Here is a 21,182-nt window from a genome sequence, read left to right as displayed (position 1 = left end):
ATAACACATACATGTGTTTATGCTTTATCCTTGAGGTGGTCTTATTGGCCCCATGATCAATATCCGTGATAAAGCTCTGTTAGTAAGTTTCGGTGCACACTTAAGGAGAATAAGAACCGAGGCGGGACTAAGCCAAGAAGCTCTAGCTAACGATGCAGATATCCCAATTAATCAAGTTGGAAGGATCGAGAGAGGTGAGGTGAACCCCACCCTTAGTACACTTCACGCTCTTTGCTCGGCACTAAAAATGCCTTTCTCAGAGTTCATGAATTTCCCTTTTAAATAGATACGGACCCCGACTTTAGGCAGAGTTTGATAAACAAACTCTAGTTTTCACACCTTGATGGTACTTGCATTCGTCGACTGATCTGACGCAATTCTCATATGCATTGGCTCTTCATCATTTAGATCACCAAATACTTTATTAAGTATAAGTATTTTATCTTCGTCGACTAGCTTGCAATATTTGGAGTAGCTATATGGATTAACATGTCCTGTAAAAACCTTGGTTTCTTCAAATCCATAACCAGCTCTCCTCATCACACTTATAAATGTTCTCCTCGCCATACTCGATTTAAAAAACTCATACAATGGTTTAATTTGCTTCTTTGCTTTCTTTACACCAAAAATTACGGACTCTCTATATTCTCTAAATGGATATACCCTTTCCCCTTTCTCGTCGATCATATAGAATTTTGACGCAGCTTCTTTCAACGATCTATTATATACGTTAAGATTATTTAACTCCTTAAAAACCTTTTGATTAGGCTCATCAACAGCTGGATTATACTTTCTAATAAGGTTATATACTATATCATACACTGGGAATTCCACTTTTTTCCGCGTCTTACTCGTGTGAACGCTAACATTCTTACTGATCATGTTGATATTACCAAATGTTAGATTTTTAAAATCTTGCCATCTTAATCCTCCTAATAAGCAATTACAAATAAAATAATCCAAATTCCTTTTAACAGCTGGAGTTAAATCATTGAAGTGCAATAAAGCATTTAACTGTTCAACTGTGAGAGCTAAGTCCTTGGAGTTCTCATAGTCTCTGCTTTGAAGTGAGGCTCTAATTAAATCATAATTTCTTTGTGTCAACGACCCAGTGCTTTTTAAATGAGCCATGAACATTTTAAATACAGAAATGGTGTGATTATAAGATGCACAACTCAAATTCAAATTATTGATGAAAAAGTTTTTAAACTTATTCAAGAGCCTTGTATCAAACTGATCGACTTGTGGATTTTTAATGCCTATGCTTTCGAAAAATCTTGAAAGGCGATTCCTCGCAACAATGTCGTATTGATTTATTGTAACATCAGCTAGTCCTTCTGACCGCTTCGTTTCTATGAATTCATCAAAACAGCTCCAAAATCTTAACTCTTTATTCTTTGAAATTGATTTTGTATCGACGAAACTTTCTTCATATAGGGCGGCGACTACCTCAATCGTTGCTCTTCTATTTTCAAATTTTTCCAGCCGCTCGATTGTTGAAGCAAACCATATATACTGATTTTGTAAAGCCCTCGTCGATTCTACATCTTTTTTTCTGTTCCCAGATGAAACAATTCTACCCTCTGTATCTAAGTGTTGCGGTTCACACTTTAATGTTGGCCTAATTGCAAATAATCGACGGTCTCCAGCAGCCGAATATGCTATATAGACCTGATTTCTTTTTAAGATTACTCTTAATCCCATATGTCCATGTTCTTTGGTGAAGCACATTTACAAATGAGAGTTACTGTTTGTGACATTTGGAAAATGAACGAGAGGAGCTATTCTACTCTCATTTTACTCCCAAATTCTCCAAGAGCAGTTTATTACAAAAAACGCCCTTGATTGGCAAAAAAAGGATATTTTCGCCCAGTCAAGACTAATTATGTTAATTAACATGGGTAAACTCGCTATTTCTGATGTTTACAGAAATACTATGTGTGTTACCCCAAAGAGATTACCAAGATAGACCTGTAGCCCCTCCCGCGGTGCGGGCAATTTTCTGTTTTGGGGCTGTTTTTCTGAAAACAGCCCCAAAACAGAAAACATACCAGATGGCGCTCTTCTGCGTTCTACGTATATCCCTTCCGCCCTTTCTGCAACTATGATTCTATACCAGAGTGGTTTTCTTACCTTAGACTACGACCCCGCAACAGATATTCTTTTTGTTGAGTGGCCAGATGTTCATGAGTTTCTAGTCCCTGAAATCAACCAGACCCTGCAAATTCTGGTAGACCACCTCAAAAGCTATGACATCAAAAGGCTGTTAGTAGACGCCAGCCAGGCCGCCCTTGAAATACCGCCCCAGGAGTACAAAGAGGTGCTCAAAGAGTTCGGGCTGAACCTGATGACCACCCGGCTGGAGAAGCTGGCCCGCATCATAACCCCCAACCCTGCCCGGGAGCACAACGTGGAGGAGGCAAAACAGGAGGTTGGGTTAACACTTCGGCTACAGACCTTCCCAGACAAGCAGGAGGCCCTGCTTTGGTTGGAAGAAGAGGGCTAGCCCTCTTTCTGGAGCCCCGCCCGCTGCTGCATTTTCTGTTTTGGCCTGTTTTTTCAAAAACAGGCCCAAAACAGCTTTATTTCTTCCTCTGGCTCCTTTTCTTCCCTTTCGCCTTGAGAGCACGATGCACTTGCGCCGCCAGCAGCGCTGCCCCTCCTTCATTTGGGTGAATCATGTCATAGGTCAGGTTGGCTTTTCCTACAAAGGGCTTGTAAAGGTCAATGGTTTTCACCTTTGTCTGCCGCGCCACTTTCTTCACTGCCGGAATCACCTCATTTTTGATGATGTTTTCAGTGATGCCCCACTTATCTTCAAAAGCTGGCATAGGCAGGGCCAGATAGACCTGAGGATTAGAGGGCAGAGCCTGAAAAGACTTTACAAAGGCACTATAGTCAGGCACAAACTCCTCTTTATACCTCCAGTTCTGGGGTTTTGAATCATTAGTCCCCAGTTTGATAATTACAATATCTGGCTCCCAAGCCAGCACCTGCTGGTATTTCTCTTCTCTCCAGTAAGGCATATCACCTTTCTTGAGCAGCGTGCGCCCACCCAGGCCAAAGTTCTGCACTTCATATTCACCCCCCAGCAGTTGTTGTAAAACCTCTGGATAGGTTTGCTTTAATCCGTAGCCTTCAGTGATGCTGTTACCTACACACGCCACTTTGATTTTATGCTGTGCCTGGGTCACAAACGTAAGAAAGAGCAAGAACAGCAGTGGCACTATGCCAGTAAGTTTTCTTTTCATGTTCACCTTGATTCCTAACTAATCCCCCTAATTTACTAACACTTGCGGTGAAACGCTATTTTCGGGCTGTTTTCCCAAAAACAGACTTATCTGCTACTTTTAAGGTAAAAAAACCTGCAGAATTGCCTTGGGTGGGCCTGAACCACACCTGCATACACCCATGGCTATCCCGGGAGCGTTTTCCTGAGCTCACCGTCAGTTTCTGCTGCGCCTGGCACGGCCTTCGTTTGGCCAACCATCACCGGCGGCAAAAGCTCTGAGGCACCGTGACAGGAAAGCAGTGCCAAGCCCTGCCTGCTTACTCCTTCCCCCGTCTGTTTCTGTGTACTGACATGTAAGTATTTTCTCCCCTGGCACCCTTCTCAGCGCCCATCACGGGCCCTGGCCAGAATACATAGGCCCAAAGGCTGGGCACTTTACCATTTGTTTCCGTAACTTTGCCCTATGGAATTCACGGTACAACAGATTGCCGGTTTACTGCAGGGGCAGGTTCAGGGAGACGGCAATGCAACGGTAAACAGGCTGGCTAAAATTGAGGAAGGCACCCCGGGCGCCCTTTCTTTTCTGTCAAACGCCAAATATGAGCCTTACCTCTACACCACCGGTGCCACGGCGGTCATTGTATCTAACAAACTGGAATTGAAGCAGGCCGTGCAGGCCAACCTGATTCTGGTGGAAGACCCGTACACCGCTTTTTCCACCCTCTTAGAAGTGTACCAGCAGGCCATGGCCGCCCAGCGCGAAGGCGTGGAGGAGCCTTGCTACCTGGGCCATAATTCTTCCATTGGTGACCGCCACTACCGCGGTGCTTTCTCTTACATTGGCAAGAACTGCAGGATTGGCAGCGGCGTGCACATTTACCCGCACGTGTACATTGGTGACAACGTGACCATTGGCGACAACTGCATTTTATTTGCCGGCGCCAAGGTGTACCCAGACACCGTGATTGGCAACTCCTGCACCCTTCACGCGGGTGCCGTGATTGGCAGCGACGGCTTCGGGTTTGCCCCGCAGAAAGACGGCTCTTATAAAGCTATTCCGCAGATTGGCAACGTAGTGCTGGAAGACCACGTGAGCATTGGCGCCAACACCACCGTTGACTGCGCCACCATGGGTTCCACTATTATTAGGGAAGGCAGCAAAATTGACAATCTGGTCCAGATTGCCCACAACGTGGAAATTGGCAAGCACACTGTGGTAGCCGCGCAAACCGGCATCTCCGGTTCCAGCAAGATTGGCAACCACTGCACCATTGCGGGCCAGGTAGGCATTGTGGGCCACATCACCATAGCAGATAAAACCATTATTGGGGCGCAGTCTGGCGTTTCAAAGAGCATAAAAGAGACGGGTACGTTCATACAGGGGTCGCCGGCGTTTGACTACAAGCAAAACCTGCGGGCGCTCTCAGTGTTCCGTAAATTGCCTGAGTTACAGAAACAGCTAGACGAACTCAGAGAAAAGCGTTAACTTTAGCCCCTCTTTATCTATTTAGCAGTACATGAACGATAAACAGCATACCATCAAGGCGCCGGTAACGGTATCTGGTATTGGATTGCATACCGGGGTAGTGTCAAACATGACGTTTTTGCCTGCCCCCATCAACCACGGGTACAAGTTTCAACGCATTGACCTGCCTGAGCAGCCTATTGTTGATGCTGACGTTGACAACGTGGTAGACCTTTCCAGAGGTACCACCATTGAGCAGAACGGCGCGCGGGTCAACACCGTGGAGCACGTGCTGGCCGCACTGGTAGGGCTGGAAATTGACAACGTTCTCATTCAAATTGACGGCCCGGAACCCCCTATCATGGACGGTTCCTCTATTCTGTTTGTGCAGCCGCTGCTGGAGGTTGGCCTGGAGGAGCAGAACGCCCTGCGCAACTTCTTTGAGGTGCCGGAGGAAATCAGGTTCAGAGACGGTTCCCGCGAAACCGAGATCGCCATTCTCCCGCTAGATGATTACCGCGTCACCGTGATGGTAGACTACCACTCGCCGGTACTGGGTAGCCAGCACGCCTCCCTCACAGACATCACCCAGTTCAAAGACGAGATTGCCTCCTGCCGCACCTTCTGCTTTCTGCATGAGCTGGAAATGCTCTACAAGCAGAACCTGATCAAAGGCGGTGACCTGAGCAATGCCATTGTGGTGGTAGACCGCGTGGTAGAGGAAAACGAGCTGGATTATCTCTCTGACCTTCTCAAGAAGCCCAAAGTGGCCGTGAAGAAGGAAGGGATTCTGAACAACGTAGACCTGCGCTACAAAAACGAGCCTGCCCGCCACAAACTCCTTGACATGATTGGGGACCTGGCACTGGTGGGCCGTCCGTTGAAAGGGCAGATTTTGGCCGCCCGCCCGGGCCACGCCTCCAACGTTGCCTTCGCGAAGAAGATCAAAAAGTATATTGCCGAGACGGCGGTGAAAAACGTGCCGGTGTATGACCCCAAGAAAACGCCCGTGATGGACGTGAACCGGATCATGCAGACCCTGCCCCACCGCTATCCGTTTGTCTTGATTGACAAGATCATCCATTTGGATGAGACCACGGTGACCGGCGTGAAGAATGTGACCATGAACGAGTCGTTCTTCCAGGGCCACTTTCCGGGGAACCCGGTGATGCCGGGCGTGATTCAGATTGAAGCCATGGCCCAGACCGGCGGAATCTTCGTATTGAGTACTGTACCTGACCCAGAGAATTACTGGACTTACTTTATGGGGATTGACAAATGTCGGTTCCGCAGAAAAGTAGTGCCGGGAGATACCATTGTTTTCAAATGCGAACTGTTGGCGCCCATTAAAAGGGGCATTGCCAGAATGCAGGGCCAAGCCTACGTGGGTGGCCAGCTGGTGATGGAGGCCGAAATGTTGGCAAGCATTGTAAGAAAAGACGCATGAACCAGCCCTTAGCCTACATTCACCCAGAAGCCAAGATCGCGACAAACGTTGTGGTTGAGCCGTTCACCACCATCTCTAAAAACGTGGAGATTGGCGAAGGCACCTGGATTGGACCCAACGTGACCATTATGGAAGGTGCCCGCATTGGCAAAAACTGCCAGATTTACCCGGGTGCCGTGATCTCTGCCCCGCCGCAGGACCTCAAATACAAAGGCGAGCCCTCTACCGTGACCATTGGTGACAACACCATCATCAGGGAGTGTGTGACCCTGAACCGCGGCACGGCCTTAGACAAGAACACCACCGCCATTGGCAACAACTGCCTGATCATGGCCTATGTACACGTAGCGCATGACTGCATCATTGGCAACAATGTGATTGTGGCCAACGGCGTGCAGCTGGCGGGCCACATCATGGTGCATGACCACGTGTTCATTGGCGGCACCTCGGCGGTGCACCAGTTTGTGAGCATTGGGGCCCACGCCATGGTGTCTGGTGGTTCGTTGGTGCGCAAAGACGTGCCGCCGTTCATCAAAGCGGCCCGTGAGCCGCTTTCTTACGCAGGGGTTAACTCCATTGGCTTACGCCGAAGAGGGTTTACCAACGAGCAGATCAATGACATACAGCAGATCTACCGTATCCTGTTCATGAGTGGCCTCAACACCGCCTCTGCCGTAGACAAGATTGAAATTGACCTGGCCCCCAGCCCGGAGCGTGATGAGATTGTGAATTTTGTGCGCAACTCAGGCCGGGGCATCATCAAAGGCTACCAGCGCGATGCAGATTAAGCTGACTTCTGTTGGCAAACGCTTTAACTACGAGTGGATTTTCCGGAATCTGTCCTATGAGTTTGTCACCGGTAAGGCGTATGCCGTGCTGGGGCACAACGGGTCCGGGAAATCCACTTTGCTTTCTATCCTGAGCGGCTTTCAACTGGCCTCAGAAGGAACAATCGCTTACTCCCAGAACGGGCAGGAAATTCCGGTGGAGCAACTGTACCGCTCCCTTTCCATTGCCGCCCCCTATCAGGACCTGCTGGACGAGCTCACGCTGGAGGAGATGATCCAGTTTCACACCCGCTTTAAACCTCTGCGCGGCATCTCTGCTGCACAGCTTCCAGACCTTCTGCAACTGCCAACCGCCCGGCACAAGCTGGTACGGGATTTCTCTTCGGGCATGCGGCAGCGCCTCAAATTAGGGTTAGCCATTTATTCAGACACCCCCCTGCTGCTGCTAGATGAACCCACCACCAACCTGGACCAGGCGGGTGTGGCGTGGTATCTGGAGCATCTGGAGAAAAACCGCGCAAACCGCCTGGTGGTCATAGGCTCCAACGTGCCCCATGAGTACAGCTTCTGTGACGAGCAGCTGCCTATCAACCAGTTCCATTATAAAGGCTCCGCCCGAAAAGGGTAATTCTTTCTATTTCTCTCTGTCCGTTTTTAGCCTGTTTTGGCCAAAACAGGCTAAAAACGCAAACTGCGGTATCTCTTCTCCCTTTGGGAGAAGGTTAGGATGAGGGAAATACCCTACAATTCACAGTACAAACCGCCAATCGCTCAAGCAGAAGAAAGGCACTGAAATAATTTCCCTCGCCTTAAAAAACGTTCTTATTTAGAGAAACTTTTGCTAGCGGGAGTCTCCAGACTTGTGCCGATGGGGGTTGGAGTCTCCAGACTTCCGTTATCATCTTGTGGTTCCCAGCGAGTCTGGAGACTCGCAACACATGGAGTCACGAGTCAGAGACTCGCGCCAGCGCAATATTTTTAACTATGAGCAAGTAACAAGGAGCAATTAATAATCAGAAATTTACCAAAGAGCTCGTAGCGTGCGCAGCGCCTGTGAGTGTCTGTGCCAGCGGCCCTTGCTAGTTCAACCGCCTCGCCCTTCTCCTCCAGTCTTAGTTTCCAAGGGCAAAAGGAACACCACTTCTGCGTTAAAGGCTTACTTTTCTGAAAACAGCCCCAAAACAGAAAAACGTAAAAAAGCCACCGCAGGCGATGGCTTTTCTATATATGTAGTAAGGTGGCGCAGGGCTCTGCTTTCTGCAGAGCATAACTCTTCTGGCTGGCGCTTAACAAAGGCTCTGTTTATGGTTTCACTCAACCACTATCAGCACGTTACTCGTTGGCAGGATACAGCTCAGGCGGCTCTTTTTCTTTGGTCTTCAGAATAAACGGACGCAGGGCCTCGGTTTCATCCAGGTACAGGAACGCGTCATAGCGCTCAGGAATGATAGTGGGCACATAGTTGCCGTACTTCTCCCGGTTAGGGTCATAGACCACGCCAATGGCCCGGTGGGCAATCTGCTGACGCACCTCGTCTATCTCCCTGAGTTCCCGCGAGAGCAACAGTTTATCAGAGCCTCCTCCCAGGTTGTGCAGCCAATCCTCCCAGGAACCTTGGCGGGCGGGTGGAACCTCCATTTTTTTCATGGGCGCCCCCCAACTGTCACCGGCAATCACAGAGCCCTCATAAGACCCGAAGCCTGCCAGATACACGTTTTCGCGGCCGTACTGCTCACGGGCCAGCTGCCCAATATTGACCATGCCGGCACGGGCCATGTCTGTGAAGCGGGCATCGCCCACGTGGGTGTTGTGTTCCCAGATAATGGCTTTTGAGTCTGGGCCGTGAAATTTCAAGAGGCGGTCCAGCGTCTCCATCATGTGTTCGTCGCGCACGTTCCAGGAGCTGCCGCCGCCCATGATCATGGCTTTGTAGTAGCGTTCGGCATTGACGGCCACCAGGGCATTCTGCTCTGCATCAAATTCGGCCTCCGGGTTGCTGGGGGCTTCCCGCTCTTTTTTGCCCAGCTCCTGCAGCATGGTGAGCACTTCTTCCTCACAGTCTTCAGACACATACGCCACCGCGCGGGCATATTCCTGGGGATCATTGCTGTACGGTTCAAAGCACTTAAAGGCTTCTTTAGCGGCTTTTACCGCCTGCCCGTCTTTCTTCTCCAGGTACTTCATGATGCGCTGCAGAGAGTCCCACAGGCTGTACACGTCTAACCCGTAGAAGCCCACCTTGTTGGTATTGGGCCGGTCATTGTTTTCTTTGAGCCACTCTACCAGGGCGGCCACTTCCCAGTTGCCCCACATCCAGGTGGGCCAGCGGTTGAAGTGCTTAAGCACATCAGACACCTTGGTGCCCGGCTTGCACAGGCCCCGCACAAATTTATTCACCTGAAAACAGTCTGGCCAGTCGCCCTCAACGGCAATAAAGGTGAAGCCCTTCTCTTCAATGAGGCGTTTAGAGATGGCGGTACGCCAGGCATAGTATTCAGAAGTGCCGTGTGAGGCTTCTCCCAGCATGACCACCCGGGCCTCTCCAATATCTTCCAACAATACGTCTAAATCAGCTTTGTTCTCCAGCCGGTGGTACGGCAAATTTGAATAGGTCATGGGTAAGGCAGAAAATGAACTCCCTGCCTTTTACCCCTGCTATCAGAAGAAGGTTTACCTGATTTTAACTCTTTTCTGAAAAAATAGGGCAAAAACGGAAAACTTTTGCCGAGCACTCTCCCCAAATACCCAGTACCCCCCTCAAAGGCCGCACCCGCGCACGGGACAGCCGCCAAAAGCCCACAGGCCAAGGCATTTATAATTAGGAATGGGGAATTGGAAGGTAGGTGGCTGTAACTGAGGGAAAGGCTTACAGGTGATTTTTTCTTCTGCCGAAACTCCTTCTCCCAGAAGGCGTGGGTTTCACGCACGGCCCAACGCTCAAGGTTTCCAGCGGACTGGAGGCGCACATCACAATCTGTCACGCGTAATCACCTCGCGCCAGCGCGGAATTTACATGTATAAAGAAATCTGCGCCCTCCTACAATCTACCAAATGCAGGTTCTGACCAGGCAGCTAACAGAGGACCTGCGAACGTCTGTGCCATTCCGTTTTCGGCCTATTTTCAGAAAAACAGCCCAAAAACGCCACTGCCTCCTGTTTCAGAGAGAAACAGGAGCAGTGGCGTTGGTTTCTTTTTACAGGGGTCAAACCTTATTGGGCGCCAAACACGCGGCGCAGTAACTCAGTGGTGCGGGCTACGGGATTCTCCCTGATGTTGGCTTCTTCCTGGGCTACCAGCGTGAACAGACCATCTATGGCTTTTTGGGTGGCATAGGCCTCCAGATCAGGGTTCACCTTCTGCACCAGCGGAATCTGGTTGTAGCGGGTCACAATGTCTGTGTAGTACTTGGTGGCATTTACCTTGTCCAGTGACTGCTTCATAACCGGCCTGAACGCGGCGGTCAACTGGCTGGTGGTGGTGCGCTTCAGAAACTGGGTGGCCGCGTCTTTTTCGCCGCGCAGAATGTTCCAAACGTCTTGAAAGGTCAACTGCTTGATGGCGTTCAGGAAGATAGGCGCGGCACTTTTGGCGGCATCCTCGGCCCCGCGGTTCAGCGTGAGAATGAACTTGTCTACCTGCGAGCCCAGGCCAATCTGCCGCAGGGTGTTCTCCACACGCTGCACATCTGGCGGAAAGGGAATTCTGATGAGGCTGTTCTTGTAGAAGCCATCTGTCTGGGCAGCCTGGGTGGCACCTTTGTTTATGCCTTGGGACAAAGCCTGTCTCAGACCGCTGGCCACCTCGGTTTGGGTAAGCGGCCGGCCGGTATTCATGGTGCCGCTGGCGGCATCAACGGCCTGCTGAATCTGGCTGGCGGTGCAGCCTGCTAAAAAAAGAAGCGAGCAGAGGCTCAAAACAAAAGCGGGCGTGAATAGTTTCTTCATACGTGCGTACATGTCATTACTTTTAATGAATATTGCTGCGCAGGTGCATACGCATAAATCAGACCAAAAAATGAAAAAAGAGACCCTGGCCGAAATCATCACCATTGGTGATGAACTTCTCTACGGCCAAGTCATTGACACCAACTCCGCCTGGATGGGGGAGGAACTGGCAAAAATAGGTATCAAAGTCAAACAAATCACCAGTATTTCTGACAGCCCCACCGCCATACGGGAAGCGCTGGCCGCCGCCATGTCACGCGCTGATGTGGTTTTGGTCACCGGCGGCCTGGGCCCCACCAAAGATGACCTGACCAAACATACGCTGGCAGAGTTCTTTCAAACAGAGCTGCAACTGCACCAACCGTCTTTAGAAGACGTAGAGGCCATTTTCAAGCGCTACAACCGCCCTATGCTGGAAGTGAACCGGCAACAGGCGTTTCTGCCCGCCAACTGCACCCCCGTCAGAAACGTGCTGGGCACTGCCCCAGGCATGCTGTTTGAAGAGCAGGGCACCGTGATTGTCTCCATGCCCGGCGTGCCGTTTGAGATGAAGCGCATGATGACAGACACCGTTTTGCCGCACCTGCAACAGCACTTCCAGCTGCCGCAGATCATTCACAAGGTGGTACAGACCGTGGGGCTGGGCGAGTCTTTTCTGGCAGAGCGCATTGCCGATTGGGAAAATAACCTGCCCGCCAACCTTAAATTAGCCTATCTCCCGCACCTGGCGGGGGTCCGGCTAAGATTAACGGGCCTCCCCAATGGCACAGATAATCTGGAGGAGCAGATGCAGGCCCAGATAGACCAGCTGGCGCCGTTAATCGCTGACCACGTCTCGCCTTTGGCGAAGTTACCCTGGAAGCCGCCGTGGGTGCCCTGCTCAAAGCCCGCAACCTCACCATCTCTACCGCTGAGAGCTGCACCGGCGGGCTGGTGGCGCACAAACTCACCAGCGTACCCGGCAGCTCAGCCTATTTTACCGGCAGCGTGGTGGCCTACAGCAATGAAGTGAAAAAAGCCCAACTGGGCGTGCCACAGGAGACACTGGCCCGGCACGGGGCTGTGAGCGAAGAAACCGTGCGCCTGATGGCCGAAGGCGTGCGCCGCCTCCTGAACACAGACATTGGGGTAGCCACCAGCGGCATTGCCGGGCCAGACGGCGGCACCCCAGAAAAGCCCGTGGGCACCATCTGGCTGGCCTATGCAGACGCCCACCAGACCGTAGCCCGCAAGATCAGCTACAACAAAACCCGCCTGCTGAACATAGAGTACACAACCCTACAGGTGCTCAACCTGATTCGGCAAAGTTTGCCGGCAGCGGTTGAGGAATAGCCAAAATTCTCTAATTTTGCCTAACAACAGTTAGGTTATCAGAAATCAGGCGGCAATTATCAGGATTCATTTCTGGTTTTTCTGTATCATTGTCCTTGGCTGAGACCCTGGGTGAACCTGTTGGTTCCTGTGACTATTCATTATAACCGAAAACATACACTATGGCCCTTGTAGAAATGGTGATGCCCAAAATGGGCGAGAGTATCATGGAAGGTACCGTGCTTAAATGGTTGAAACAGGTGGGTGATACCATTGAGCAGGATGAGTCTGTACTGGAGGTTGCCACTGACAAAGTGGACACTGAGGTGCCGGCCATTCAAGGCGGTGTCTTGAAAGAGATTCTGGTACAAGAGGGCCAAGTGGTAGCCGTAGGCGCCCCTATTGCCATTATCAGCACGGGTGGCGACGACCAACCTGCTTCTTCAACCCCCGCCCAGGAGGCTGCACCGTCTGCCCCTGCCGCGGCACCAACCACCCAACCGGCGGCGCACCCCGCTGAGGCCCCGCAGGCCACGGCCCAGACCTCACAACGTCTGGAACAACCCGCCTCCGGCCGCTTCTATTCGCCGCTGGTCATGAACATTGCCCGCGAAGAAGGCATTTCCATGCAGGAGCTGGAGTACATTCCGGGTACCGGCAAAGACGGGCGCGTGTCTAAGAAAGATATCCTGGACTACGTAGCCAACCGCCAGTCCGGCAGCACCCCAGCCGCCGCTCCGCAACCAGCTGCGGCACAACCGGCTGCCCCAGCCCCACAGGCGGCACCTTCGGCTCCGCAACCGGCTGCTGCTCCTGTGGCGCCGGCCCAGTCTTACAGCGGCAACGTGGAGGTCATTGAGATGGACCGCATGCGGAAGATGATTTCGCAGCGCATGGTAGACAGCAAGCGCATTAGCCCGCACGTGACGTCTTTTGTGGAGGCAGATGTGACTAACATTGTGAACTGGCGCAACAAAACCAAAGACGCCTACAAGAAGCGCGAAGGCGAGAACCTCACCTTCACCCCAATCTTCATTGAGGCCATTGTGAAAGCCATCAAGGATTTCCCTATGATCAACGTGAGCGTAGACGGAGACAAAATCATCAAAAAGCGCGACATCAACATTGGCGTAGCCGTGGCCTTGCCAAGTGGCAACCTGATTGTGCCCGTGATCCACAACGCTGACCAGATGAACCTGAACGGCTTGTCTAAAAAACTGAATGACCTGGCCAACCGTGCCCGCATCAACAAACTGACCCCGGCAGATCTGGCAGACCCTACCTATACGGTTTCCAACGTAGGTTCTTTTGGCAACGTGATGGGTACGCCTATCATCATGCAGCCGCAGGTGGCTATCCTGGCCGTGGGTGCCATTAAAAAGAAGCCGGCGGTGATTGAGACGCCAGAAGGAGACTTGATTGGCATTAGGCAGTTCATGTTCCTGTCTCACAGCTATGACCACCGCGTGGTAGACGGTTCTCTGGGCGGCATGTTTGTGCGCCGCGTGGCAGATTACCTGGAAGCCTTTGACCCCAACACGAGCATCTAATTTGTAGAAATACATAGCAGGAGATGCGTTGCTAACCGCCTCCAACAGAAAAGCCTCTCCCCACGGAGAGGCTTTTTGCATATCTGCTGTTTTGGACCTGTTTTTCTGAAAACAGCCCCAAAACGCCAATCAGGTATTCCCTCTCCCCCTGGGAGAAGGTTAGGATGAGGGAATAAAATTCAGGTTCCTACAGAAGAAGCTGCCTCATCATTTTCGTTCCTAAGAGCGTATTTATATTTTTTCTTTTACGCTGCAAATGGATATGAAAAGAACCTGACTTTGTCTTTTCCACACATCCGTCCCCCTTTACAGGGGGTAGGGAGATGACCAAGGCCGTTGAAGACCCATCTACTTCTGATTAGTGAAATGAGAAATTAATTCTCGGGAATACGTACTTCTGCACGAGAAAATCAGCACGTGTATCATTCCCCCACCCCCTTCAAAGGGGGACGGAATACGCCTTTCAGCCTTCCTAATGGCAATTATCTATGGCAGGGTTGTTTTTCTACCCTGAGGTTCACGTTTCGTTCTGCAAGCTGATGGACGTACGTATCTGGGTTACCCACGTTTTCGGGCTGTTTTGGCCAAACAGCGAAAAACAGAAATTCAGAACCCGTTCAGCCCAGATATAGTAAAAGCAGTATCTTGTTGCCCTGAATACCCTACTACTATGAAAAACACGCTTATCCTCATCCTGATGGCTTTGTTTCTGTTTCTGGCCATTTACTTCTACTGGCAGATGGACAAAGCCCAAAGCCAACTGGCCCTGGCCGATGAAAAAATCACCAGCCTGGAAGCCCAAGTGAAACGCTTCACCAACCGCGGCACAGATGATACCATGACCACACTTTCGCCGTCGCAGCCGTCTGTGGTCCCCGTCCCCGAAGATGAGGAACCCACTCCCCCTGAGTCCACCACCTTTGAAGGAGAACTGGGCAGCCTGAGCCAGAGTGACATTGACCGCCTCAAAAAGAAAGGCCTCAAAAACCCAGAGGCAGACCTCATGAACGACCTCATGCGCAAGCAGAAAAGCGTGCTCACCGCCCAGGGCAGCATGGGCGGCACCATGGCCATCCGGGACATCAGAATCCTGAACGACCGTTACGCTATGGCTTATTTTGAAGACGGCCATAACGGCGGCCACCTGCTCCTGCGCTACGCTGTGAACAACGGCACTATCACCTGGACCAGGCTGGATTCATATACCATGTAATTCTGTTTCTGGGCTGTTTTGGCAAACAGCCCAGAAACAGAAATTTCTACACTTAACTACTTCTTGCAGACTCTCCCCTCAAGGAGAGCGAAGAGGGGTGTTTACACCTGCTGATTATGGCTTCTCCAATAGTAAAAACTTCCCATTACGTGACCAGACGTGAGCACCATCACCTTGCAAGGATGACGGGCAGAAGAAATCAAAAACTTTCTCTCCCGTGTAAACACCCCTCTTAATCTCCCCTCAAGGGGAGAGTCTGCAAGTAGCTGCCGTTTTATGCAAGGGTTAAATTTTCATGCAGGCAACGTATATATAACAAAATCTGCTGCCCCAGATGGGGCAGCGATTGTTATATATCAATCAAGCTCAAATTTACTCAGCCGGCAGCGCCGATAAGCTTTGCTCCAGCGCGGCAATCTTGGCTTCGGCGTCTGACTGTTTCTTCCGCTCTGCGGAAATGACGGCCTCTGGGGCACCGGCCACGAAACGCTCGTTGCTTAGCTTTTTCTCTACGCTGGCCAGGAAGCCCTTGGTGTAGTCCAGTTCCTTCAGGATGCGCTCGCGCTCGGCGGCAGCGTCAATATTGCCTTCCATAGGAATAAAGAACTCGGTGCTGTCCTCGGCCACAAATGACAAGGCGTTATCCAGGGGCTGCTCGGTTTCCTGAATCTCAGAGAGGTTGGCGAGTTTGCTCACCAAGGTCTCATACCCGGCAATGGCGTTTTTGCCTTCTGACAGGCGCACATGAAGGGCCAGCTTTTTAGCGGGTGAGATGTTCTTGCTATTACGCATATTACGTACCTGGCCCACCACGTTGAGCACGTACTCGGTCTGGCGAAGAAGGTCTGCGTCAATGCGGCCTTGCTTGGGCCAGGGAGCTACCACCAGGCAGTCTTTGGGCGCGCGTTCTTTCATGTTGTTCCAGATTTCTTCGGTGATGAACGGCATGAACGGGTGCAGCACTTTCATCAGTTTCTCCAGGAACTCATACGTGGCCTGCAGCGTGGCGGCGTCAATGGGTGACCCGAAGGCGGGTTTAATCATCTCCAGGTAGTTGGAGCAGAAATCATCCCACACCAGCTTGTAAACCGTGAGTAACGCATCAGAAATCCGGAATTTGTCAAAGTGGTCTTCCAGAATATTGAGCGCCTCGTTGAACTTGGAGTCGAACCACTTGATTGCTTTCTCGTTCGGGTTGGGCAGCGTTTCGTCTACTTCCCAGCCGTTAATCAATCTAAAGGCGTTCCAGATTTTGTTGCTGAAGTTTCGGCCCTGCTCGCAGAGTTTCTCGTCAAACAGCAAATCGTTTCCGGCTGGGGAGCTGAAGAGCATGCCCGCGCGCACACCGTCGGCGCCATATTGGTCAATCAAATCCAGCGGGTCTGGTGAGTTGCCCAGCGATTTGGACATCTTCCGCCCCTGGGCGTCCCGCACAATACCGGTGAGGTACACGTTCTTGAACGGCAACTCCTTCCGGAATTCGTAGCCCGCCATAATCATACGCGCCACCCAGAAGAACAGAATCTCCGGGGCAGTCACCAGGTCATTGGTTGGGTAATAGTACAGAATGTCTTCGTTGTCTGGGTCTTTGAAACCGTCAAACACCGAGATAGGCCAGAGCCACGAAGAGAACCACGTATCCAGCACGTCCTCGTCCTGACGCAAATCTGATAACTGCAGGTCTGGGTTCCCCGAATTGGTACGGGCTTCCTGCAACGCTTCTTCGGCATTACGGCCTACCACAAAGGTGCCATCTGGCAGGTAGTACGCCGGTATCTGCTGGCCCCACCACAGCTGCCGCGAAATACACCAGTCGTGCACGTTTTCCATCCAGGAACGGTACATGTTCTTGAACTTGGGCGGGTGCAGCTTGATGGTGTCATTCATCACGTTTTCCAGCGCGGGTTTGGCCATGGCGTCCATTTTGCACCACCATTGCATGGAGAGCTTGGGCTCAATCACGGCATCGGTACGTTCAGAGAAACCCACGTTGGTTACTGAATCTTCTACTTTCTCCAACAGGCCTTTGGCTTCCAGTTCTTTGGTGATTTTCTTGCGCACCACAAAACGGTCTTCGCCTACGTAAATGCCGGCGCGCTCGTGAATGGTGCCGTTGTCATTGAGCACGTCAATGCTGGGCAGGTTGTGCTTCTGGCCCAGCTCATAGTCATTGATATCGTGAGCCGGCGTCACTTTCAGCACGCCCGTCCCGAACTCAATGTCTACGTACTCGTCAAAAATGATGGGAATGGCGCGGTTCACCAGCGGAATAATGGCTTTCTTGCCTTCTAAATGCTTGTAACGCTCATCAGCGGGGTGTACGCAGATAGCCACGTCGCCCATGATGGTTTCAGGGCGTTTGGTGGCTACAGTCAAGACCTCATCTGAGCCTTCAATGCCGTAGCGCAGGTAATACAGTTTGCCGTTTACTTGTTTGAAATTCACCTCCTCGTCAGACAACGCGGTGAGGCCCTGCGGGTCCCAGTTCACCATGCGCACGCCGCGGTAGATGTGGCCTTTGCGGTATAGGTCTACGAACACGTCAATCACGGCCTGGGTCAAATCCGGCTCCATGGTGAAGCGGGTGCGGTCCCAGTCGCAGGAGGCGCCCAGTTTCTTGAGCTGCTCCAGAATAATGCCGCCGTACTTCTCCTTCCACTCAAAGGCGTATTTCAAAAACTCCTCGCGGGAAATATCTGCTTTGTTGATGCCTTTCTCCTTGAGCATGTTCACCACGCGCGCCTCGGTGGCGATAGAAGCGTGGTCGGTACCCGGTACCCAGCAGGCCTCTTTGCCCTGCATACGGGCGCGGCGCACCAGCACGTCCTGAATGGTGTTGTTGAGCATGTGGCCCATGTGCAACACCCCCGTCACGTTGGGCGGCGGAATCACCACGGTATATGGCTCTTTCTTAGGATTGGGTTTAGACTTGAAGAAGCCGCGTTCCAGCCAGGTGGCGTACCACTTGTCTTCTACTTCTTTGGGGTTATAGGTCTTGGGTATGGTAGACATCTTTCTTTGGTATCACGTAGCAAGTATCAGGTAGCAAGACAGAAGCACCGAATAAACTTGCTGCATATTTTGAAAAACAAAAATAGTAAATAGAATTCAGCCAAGCGGCAGATGTTGTGGAGAAGCGGCGCCAATAACAGATATTTCCTTTTTTGGCGTGTTTTAGCCAAAACAGCACCAAAACGCGTTAGCAGAATTCCCACTCCCCCGGGGAGAGGGTGAGGGGGACGGCGGCGGCTACTGGCCCAGACGCCTGCGAAAAGAATTGCTGATGGTTAATGGCTGAGTTTCTTGCGCGAGACTTCAGTCTCGTGACTTAGGATGTTGCGAGTCTCCAGACTCGCCGGGAACCGCTGGTAGAGAAATATCATCCTCTGGAATTCTGCGTTGAAAACCTGTTTTGCGTTCCAGCAACACATCATTTCGCTGCCGCGAAGGTAGTCTGGAGACTGGCGCCTGCAGAAACCGCCTTCACTACCATACCTTATTTCCTACTTCAAGTTTGAGCGCAGCGGGAACTTGGAGTAGGAATGACCGCCAGTTTCCAACTGGCGAAACACTTTATCAATTAATGCACCCCGCCAGTTACCAACAGGCCTCATAACAAACCGCGACTTGCCGTTGCGTTCAAACTTGCGGCAGGTTCCTGTTTTGGAGCTGTTTTTCAAAAAACAGACCCAAAACGTACCGCAACAAAAAGCCCGCACGGGGCGGGCTTTCAAAGAAATATCTTCAGAAAAAAATTAGCTGGCGTGCAGCCACTCTTTCTTGGCCAACAGTTCCTCCTCTGTCTCACGGTAGTCTGGGTCATCTACGCAGCAGTCTACGGGGCAGACGGCGGCGCACTGGGGCTCCTCATGGAAACCGCAGCACTCGGTGCACTTGTCTGAGACAATGTAGTAGTATTCATCTGAAATGGGCGGTTGCGGGGCTTTGCCGTCAATGGTCACACCGCCGTCTCTCACCACTTCTTTCAGCGAGGTACCATCGCCCCAGGTCCACTGCATGCCACCCTCGTAGATGGCCGTGTTGGGGCACTCCGGCTCACAAGCGCCGCAGTTGATACACTCGTCTGTAATCATTATCGCCATAATCGTATCTCCTGTTTCTTTTTAGTAATTTTGCACCGGCTTCGGCACGCCATTCGGGCGCAAAAGTAATACGTAGCGCGCATTGTATCAAACGTTTCTCATGCCAAGGCTGTTTCCCTACTATGCTAACTTTAGAAAATAGAATTTCTGCCTTCGCCCAACTGGGCGATTATTTACGCCACTTGCCCCTGGAGGAACGCCAATACCTGGCCCGCCGCGCCGGTCAGCACAATAACTTCTTTGACGAGCCAAATGTTTCAGCCGCGCTGGACGGCCTGGCCCAAATGCTGCAAAGAGACCAACTGGAGGCATGGCTGGCCAACTATGACATACCTGAAACCATTGCCGCCCCTAAAAAAGTGGGCGTGGTGATGGCGGGGAACATTCCGGCGGTGGGCTTTCATGACGCGCTGTGCATTCTTATTTCCGGGCACATTCTGCAGGCCAAGCCCAGCTCAGACGACCCGTTCCTGGTGCCGCATCTGCTGGAGAAACTGGTGGAGATAGAACCCGGTTTTCAGGAGTACGTCCAGCTGGTGCCCATGCTCAAGACCGCAGACGCCATCATTGCCACCGGCTCTGACAATACCGCCCGCTACTTTGAATACTACTTCGCCAAGCGCCCGCACATCATCAGGAAGAACCGCACCAGCGTGGCCGTATTGACCGGCAACGAAACCAGGGAGGAACTCACCAACCTGGGCGATGACATGCTTCGCTACTACGGGCTGGGTTGCCGCAACGTGTCCAAAGCCTACGTGCCCGAAGGGTATGATTTCACGCCGCTCTTTGAGGCCATTGAGTACAAGAAGGAAGTGGTGAACCACCACAAGTACCAGAACAACTATGACTACAACAAGTCTATCTACCTGGTCAACGGCGTGCCGCACCTGGACAACGGCTTTTTGATGGTGACTGAAAGCCGGCAGCTGGTCTCCCCCATCTCAGTGCTGTTCTACGAGACGTACCAGGACGCGGCAGACCTCCGGCAGAAACTGGCGGCGGTACAGGAGAAGCTGCAGTGCGTGGTTTCCAAGGAAGGCCTTTGGGAAAACAGCTTCCAGTTTGGGCAGGCGCAATGCCCTTCTGTAAGTGATTATGCAGATGGCGTAGACACCCTGGCATTTCTTTTGAAATTGTAATCTGTTTCTGGCCTGGTTTTGGCAAAGTAGCCTAAAAACGCCTTTAAACAATGGCACAACTCATTTGTTAAAAATATATTGCCTGCTAAAAAGCTTGCATTTATAACAAATTCTTGTTTCATTGAAGTACAGACTACCACCAAACAACAAGACCATGAGCACCACCACCCACCAATTAATAGAGAAGGAAATTATTCCGCAGCTGCAGTTTGGACAAGACGATGTTCTCTCTGATAAAGAAGCCAAAGTTAGACGCCAGCATGACCTGGAACGCGCCAGCCGTTTGGGCAACGGCTACCAGGGCAAAGTAGAACTTTCCTTCCAGGTAGCCACCGGCGATATTCTACGCGTGCAGACCACCATCTGGCAAGCCGACAAGGAATTCACCACCATCAAATCTGGCGTGACCATTCCTACCACGGCTATTCTTTCAGTGGAGTTCTTCTAACTTTCTGAAATAAGGTTGAACAAAAAGCGCCTCCGGTTCATGTACCAGAGGCGCTTTTTGTTTAGACAAAATATGTGGGGAGAAAGCTGTTTTCGGCCTGTTTTGGAAAAAACAGCCCTAAAACAGAAGTAACAGTTCAGCAGGCAGAGGCACAAGCCGCTTACGCCATTAACCGCTAGAGACAACCCGGGTATCTAGCCGCTTTGAATAAATAATCAATAGAACCTTGACTGCCCTTTTGTCATTCTGGAAGAATCTAGGTGGCGAACAAGAATAGCGTTTGGCTAACAGCCACTGCCGTTCGCCCACAAGATCCTTTCAGGATGACAGGAGAATAAAATATTTCCGGATGCGGACATGGGTTCAAGACAAGAACAGGGATTCACATTTCTCCTGTTATTCTAGAAGAAGTTCTAGTCCTTTCATATTATAACCCCCTCCTTCGCCTCTGGCCGAAGGAACCGCACACTCGCCAGCGGCGGGCAAGGTAAACGTTCTGTTTTCGCTGTTGCAATGCCAAACAGAATCAAACCGAACT

Annotated in this window: 18 protein-coding genes; 12 read left to right on the top strand and 6 right to left on the bottom strand. The window is 51.4% G+C overall.

Annotated elements, in window-relative coordinates; translation table 11 throughout:
- Nucleotides 1-52 precede the first annotated feature (52 nt).
- On the top strand, nt 53-286 hold the full coding sequence (locus tag A8O25_RS24395; RefSeq protein ID WP_074987996.1) for a helix-turn-helix domain-containing protein: 234 nt from the start codon (nt 53-55) through the stop codon (nt 284-286).
- A gap of 47 nt (nt 287-333) precedes the next feature.
- On the opposite strand, the gene A8O25_RS18040 is transcribed toward A8O25_RS24395, so the two are convergent.
- Nucleotides 334-1,704, bottom strand: coding sequence for a tyrosine-type recombinase/integrase (locus A8O25_RS18040; protein ID WP_161947789.1), 1,371 nt, complete (start codon nt 1,702-1,704; stop codon nt 334-336).
- Nucleotides 1,705-2,104: 400 nt separating this feature from the next.
- Here A8O25_RS18040 and A8O25_RS18035 point away from each other — a divergent pair, with 400 nt between their 5' ends.
- Nucleotides 2,105-2,506: a hypothetical protein gene (locus A8O25_RS18035; protein WP_066837829.1), complete on the top strand. Its 402-nt coding sequence runs from the start codon at nt 2,105-2,107 to the stop codon at nt 2,504-2,506.
- A gap of 76 nt (nt 2,507-2,582) precedes the next feature.
- Here A8O25_RS18035 and A8O25_RS18030 read toward each other — a convergent pair whose 3' ends face one another.
- Entirely contained in the window at nt 2,583-3,251 is a 669-nt protein-coding gene (locus A8O25_RS18030) for a GDSL-type esterase/lipase family protein (protein ID WP_066837826.1), read from the bottom strand.
- A 444-nt stretch (nt 3,252-3,695) separates the two neighbouring features.
- Between A8O25_RS18030 and lpxD the strand changes: the two genes are divergently transcribed.
- The 4 genes from lpxD to A8O25_RS18010 are packed head-to-tail and all read left to right on the top strand — an operon-like array spanning nt 3,696 to nt 7,560.
- Complete coding sequence (gene lpxD, locus A8O25_RS18025; RefSeq protein ID WP_066837824.1) at nt 3,696-4,718, top strand: UDP-3-O-(3-hydroxymyristoyl)glucosamine N-acyltransferase; 1,023 nt, start codon at nt 3,696-3,698, stop codon at nt 4,716-4,718.
- 31 nt (nt 4,719-4,749) lie between these two features.
- On the top strand, nt 4,750-6,144 hold the full coding sequence (locus A8O25_RS18020) for a bifunctional UDP-3-O-[3-hydroxymyristoyl] N-acetylglucosamine deacetylase/3-hydroxyacyl-ACP dehydratase (protein ID WP_066837822.1): 1,395 nt from the start codon (nt 4,750-4,752) through the stop codon (nt 6,142-6,144).
- Nucleotides 6,141-6,932 (top strand): acyl-ACP--UDP-N-acetylglucosamine O-acyltransferase, encoded by a 792-nt coding sequence (lpxA, locus tag A8O25_RS18015; RefSeq protein WP_066837820.1) that lies wholly within the window; start codon nt 6,141-6,143, stop codon nt 6,930-6,932. Before A8O25_RS18020 ends, lpxA begins: the two co-directional genes overlap by 4 nt.
- On the top strand, nt 6,922-7,560 hold the full coding sequence (locus A8O25_RS18010) for an ABC transporter ATP-binding protein (RefSeq protein WP_066837818.1): 639 nt from the start codon (nt 6,922-6,924) through the stop codon (nt 7,558-7,560). The genes lpxA and A8O25_RS18010 overlap by 11 nt, the downstream gene beginning before the upstream one ends.
- A 704-nt stretch (nt 7,561-8,264) precedes the next feature.
- Here the strand turns inward: A8O25_RS18010 and A8O25_RS18005 are convergent.
- Together A8O25_RS18005 and A8O25_RS18000 are read right to left on the bottom strand one after the other, a co-directional pair.
- A complete protein-coding gene (locus A8O25_RS18005) occupies nt 8,265-9,548 on the bottom strand; it encodes an erythromycin esterase family protein (protein ID WP_066837815.1) in 1,284 nt (427 codons plus the stop codon).
- Nucleotides 9,549-10,142: 594 nt separating this feature from the next.
- A complete protein-coding gene (locus A8O25_RS18000) occupies nt 10,143-10,877 on the bottom strand; it encodes a DUF4197 domain-containing protein (protein WP_066837812.1) in 735 nt (244 codons plus the stop codon).
- Nucleotides 10,878-10,947: 70 nt separating this feature from the next.
- Here A8O25_RS18000 and A8O25_RS17995 point away from each other — a divergent pair, with 70 nt between their 5' ends.
- The 4 genes from A8O25_RS17995 (at nt 10,948) to A8O25_RS17985 (ending at nt 14,951) form a co-directional block, all read left to right on the top strand.
- Nucleotides 10,948-11,889, top strand: coding sequence for a competence/damage-inducible protein A (locus tag A8O25_RS17995; RefSeq protein ID WP_338152760.1), 942 nt, complete (start codon nt 10,948-10,950; stop codon nt 11,887-11,889).
- Nucleotides 11,778-12,209 carry a CinA family protein gene (locus A8O25_RS24255; RefSeq protein WP_338152761.1) on the top strand — a complete coding sequence of 144 codons (432 nt, stop codon included), beginning with the start codon at nt 11,778-11,780 and terminating at the stop codon, nt 12,207-12,209. The genes A8O25_RS17995 and A8O25_RS24255 overlap by 112 nt, the downstream gene beginning before the upstream one ends.
- Before the next feature lie 161 nt (nt 12,210-12,370).
- Complete coding sequence (locus A8O25_RS17990; RefSeq protein ID WP_066837810.1) at nt 12,371-13,738, top strand: dihydrolipoamide acetyltransferase family protein; 1,368 nt, start codon at nt 12,371-12,373, stop codon at nt 13,736-13,738.
- 670 nt (nt 13,739-14,408) lie between these two features.
- Nucleotides 14,409-14,951 (top strand): hypothetical protein, encoded by a 543-nt coding sequence (locus A8O25_RS17985; RefSeq protein ID WP_066837807.1) that lies wholly within the window; start codon nt 14,409-14,411, stop codon nt 14,949-14,951.
- A 372-nt stretch (nt 14,952-15,323) separates the two neighbouring features.
- On the opposite strand, the gene A8O25_RS17980 is transcribed toward A8O25_RS17985, so the two are convergent.
- Nucleotides 15,324-17,963, bottom strand: a complete 2,640-nt coding sequence (locus A8O25_RS17980; protein ID WP_066837805.1) for a valine--tRNA ligase — start codon at nt 17,961-17,963, stop codon at nt 15,324-15,326.
- 743 nt (nt 17,964-18,706) lie between these two features.
- Entirely contained in the window at nt 18,707-19,054 is a 348-nt protein-coding gene (locus tag A8O25_RS17975) for a 4Fe-4S binding protein (RefSeq protein ID WP_066837800.1), read from the bottom strand.
- Nucleotides 19,055-19,176: 122 nt separating this feature from the next.
- Here A8O25_RS17975 and A8O25_RS17970 point away from each other — a divergent pair, with 122 nt between their 5' ends.
- Complete coding sequence (locus A8O25_RS17970) at nt 19,177-20,196, top strand: acyl-CoA reductase (protein WP_066837798.1); 1,020 nt, start codon at nt 19,177-19,179, stop codon at nt 20,194-20,196.
- Nucleotides 20,197-20,350: 154 nt separating this feature from the next.
- Nucleotides 20,351-20,644: a hypothetical protein gene (locus tag A8O25_RS17965; protein WP_066837796.1), complete on the top strand. Its 294-nt coding sequence runs from the start codon at nt 20,351-20,353 to the stop codon at nt 20,642-20,644.
- Nucleotides 20,645-21,182 lie beyond the last annotated feature (538 nt).

The sequence above is a fragment of the Rufibacter ruber genome, from assembly GCF_001647275.1.
GTDB lineage: Bacteria > Bacteroidota > Bacteroidia > Cytophagales > Hymenobacteraceae > Nibribacter > Nibribacter ruber_C.
The sequence above is the reverse complement of the archived record's forward strand: the minus strand, read 5'-3'. Positions and strand labels throughout refer to the sequence as shown.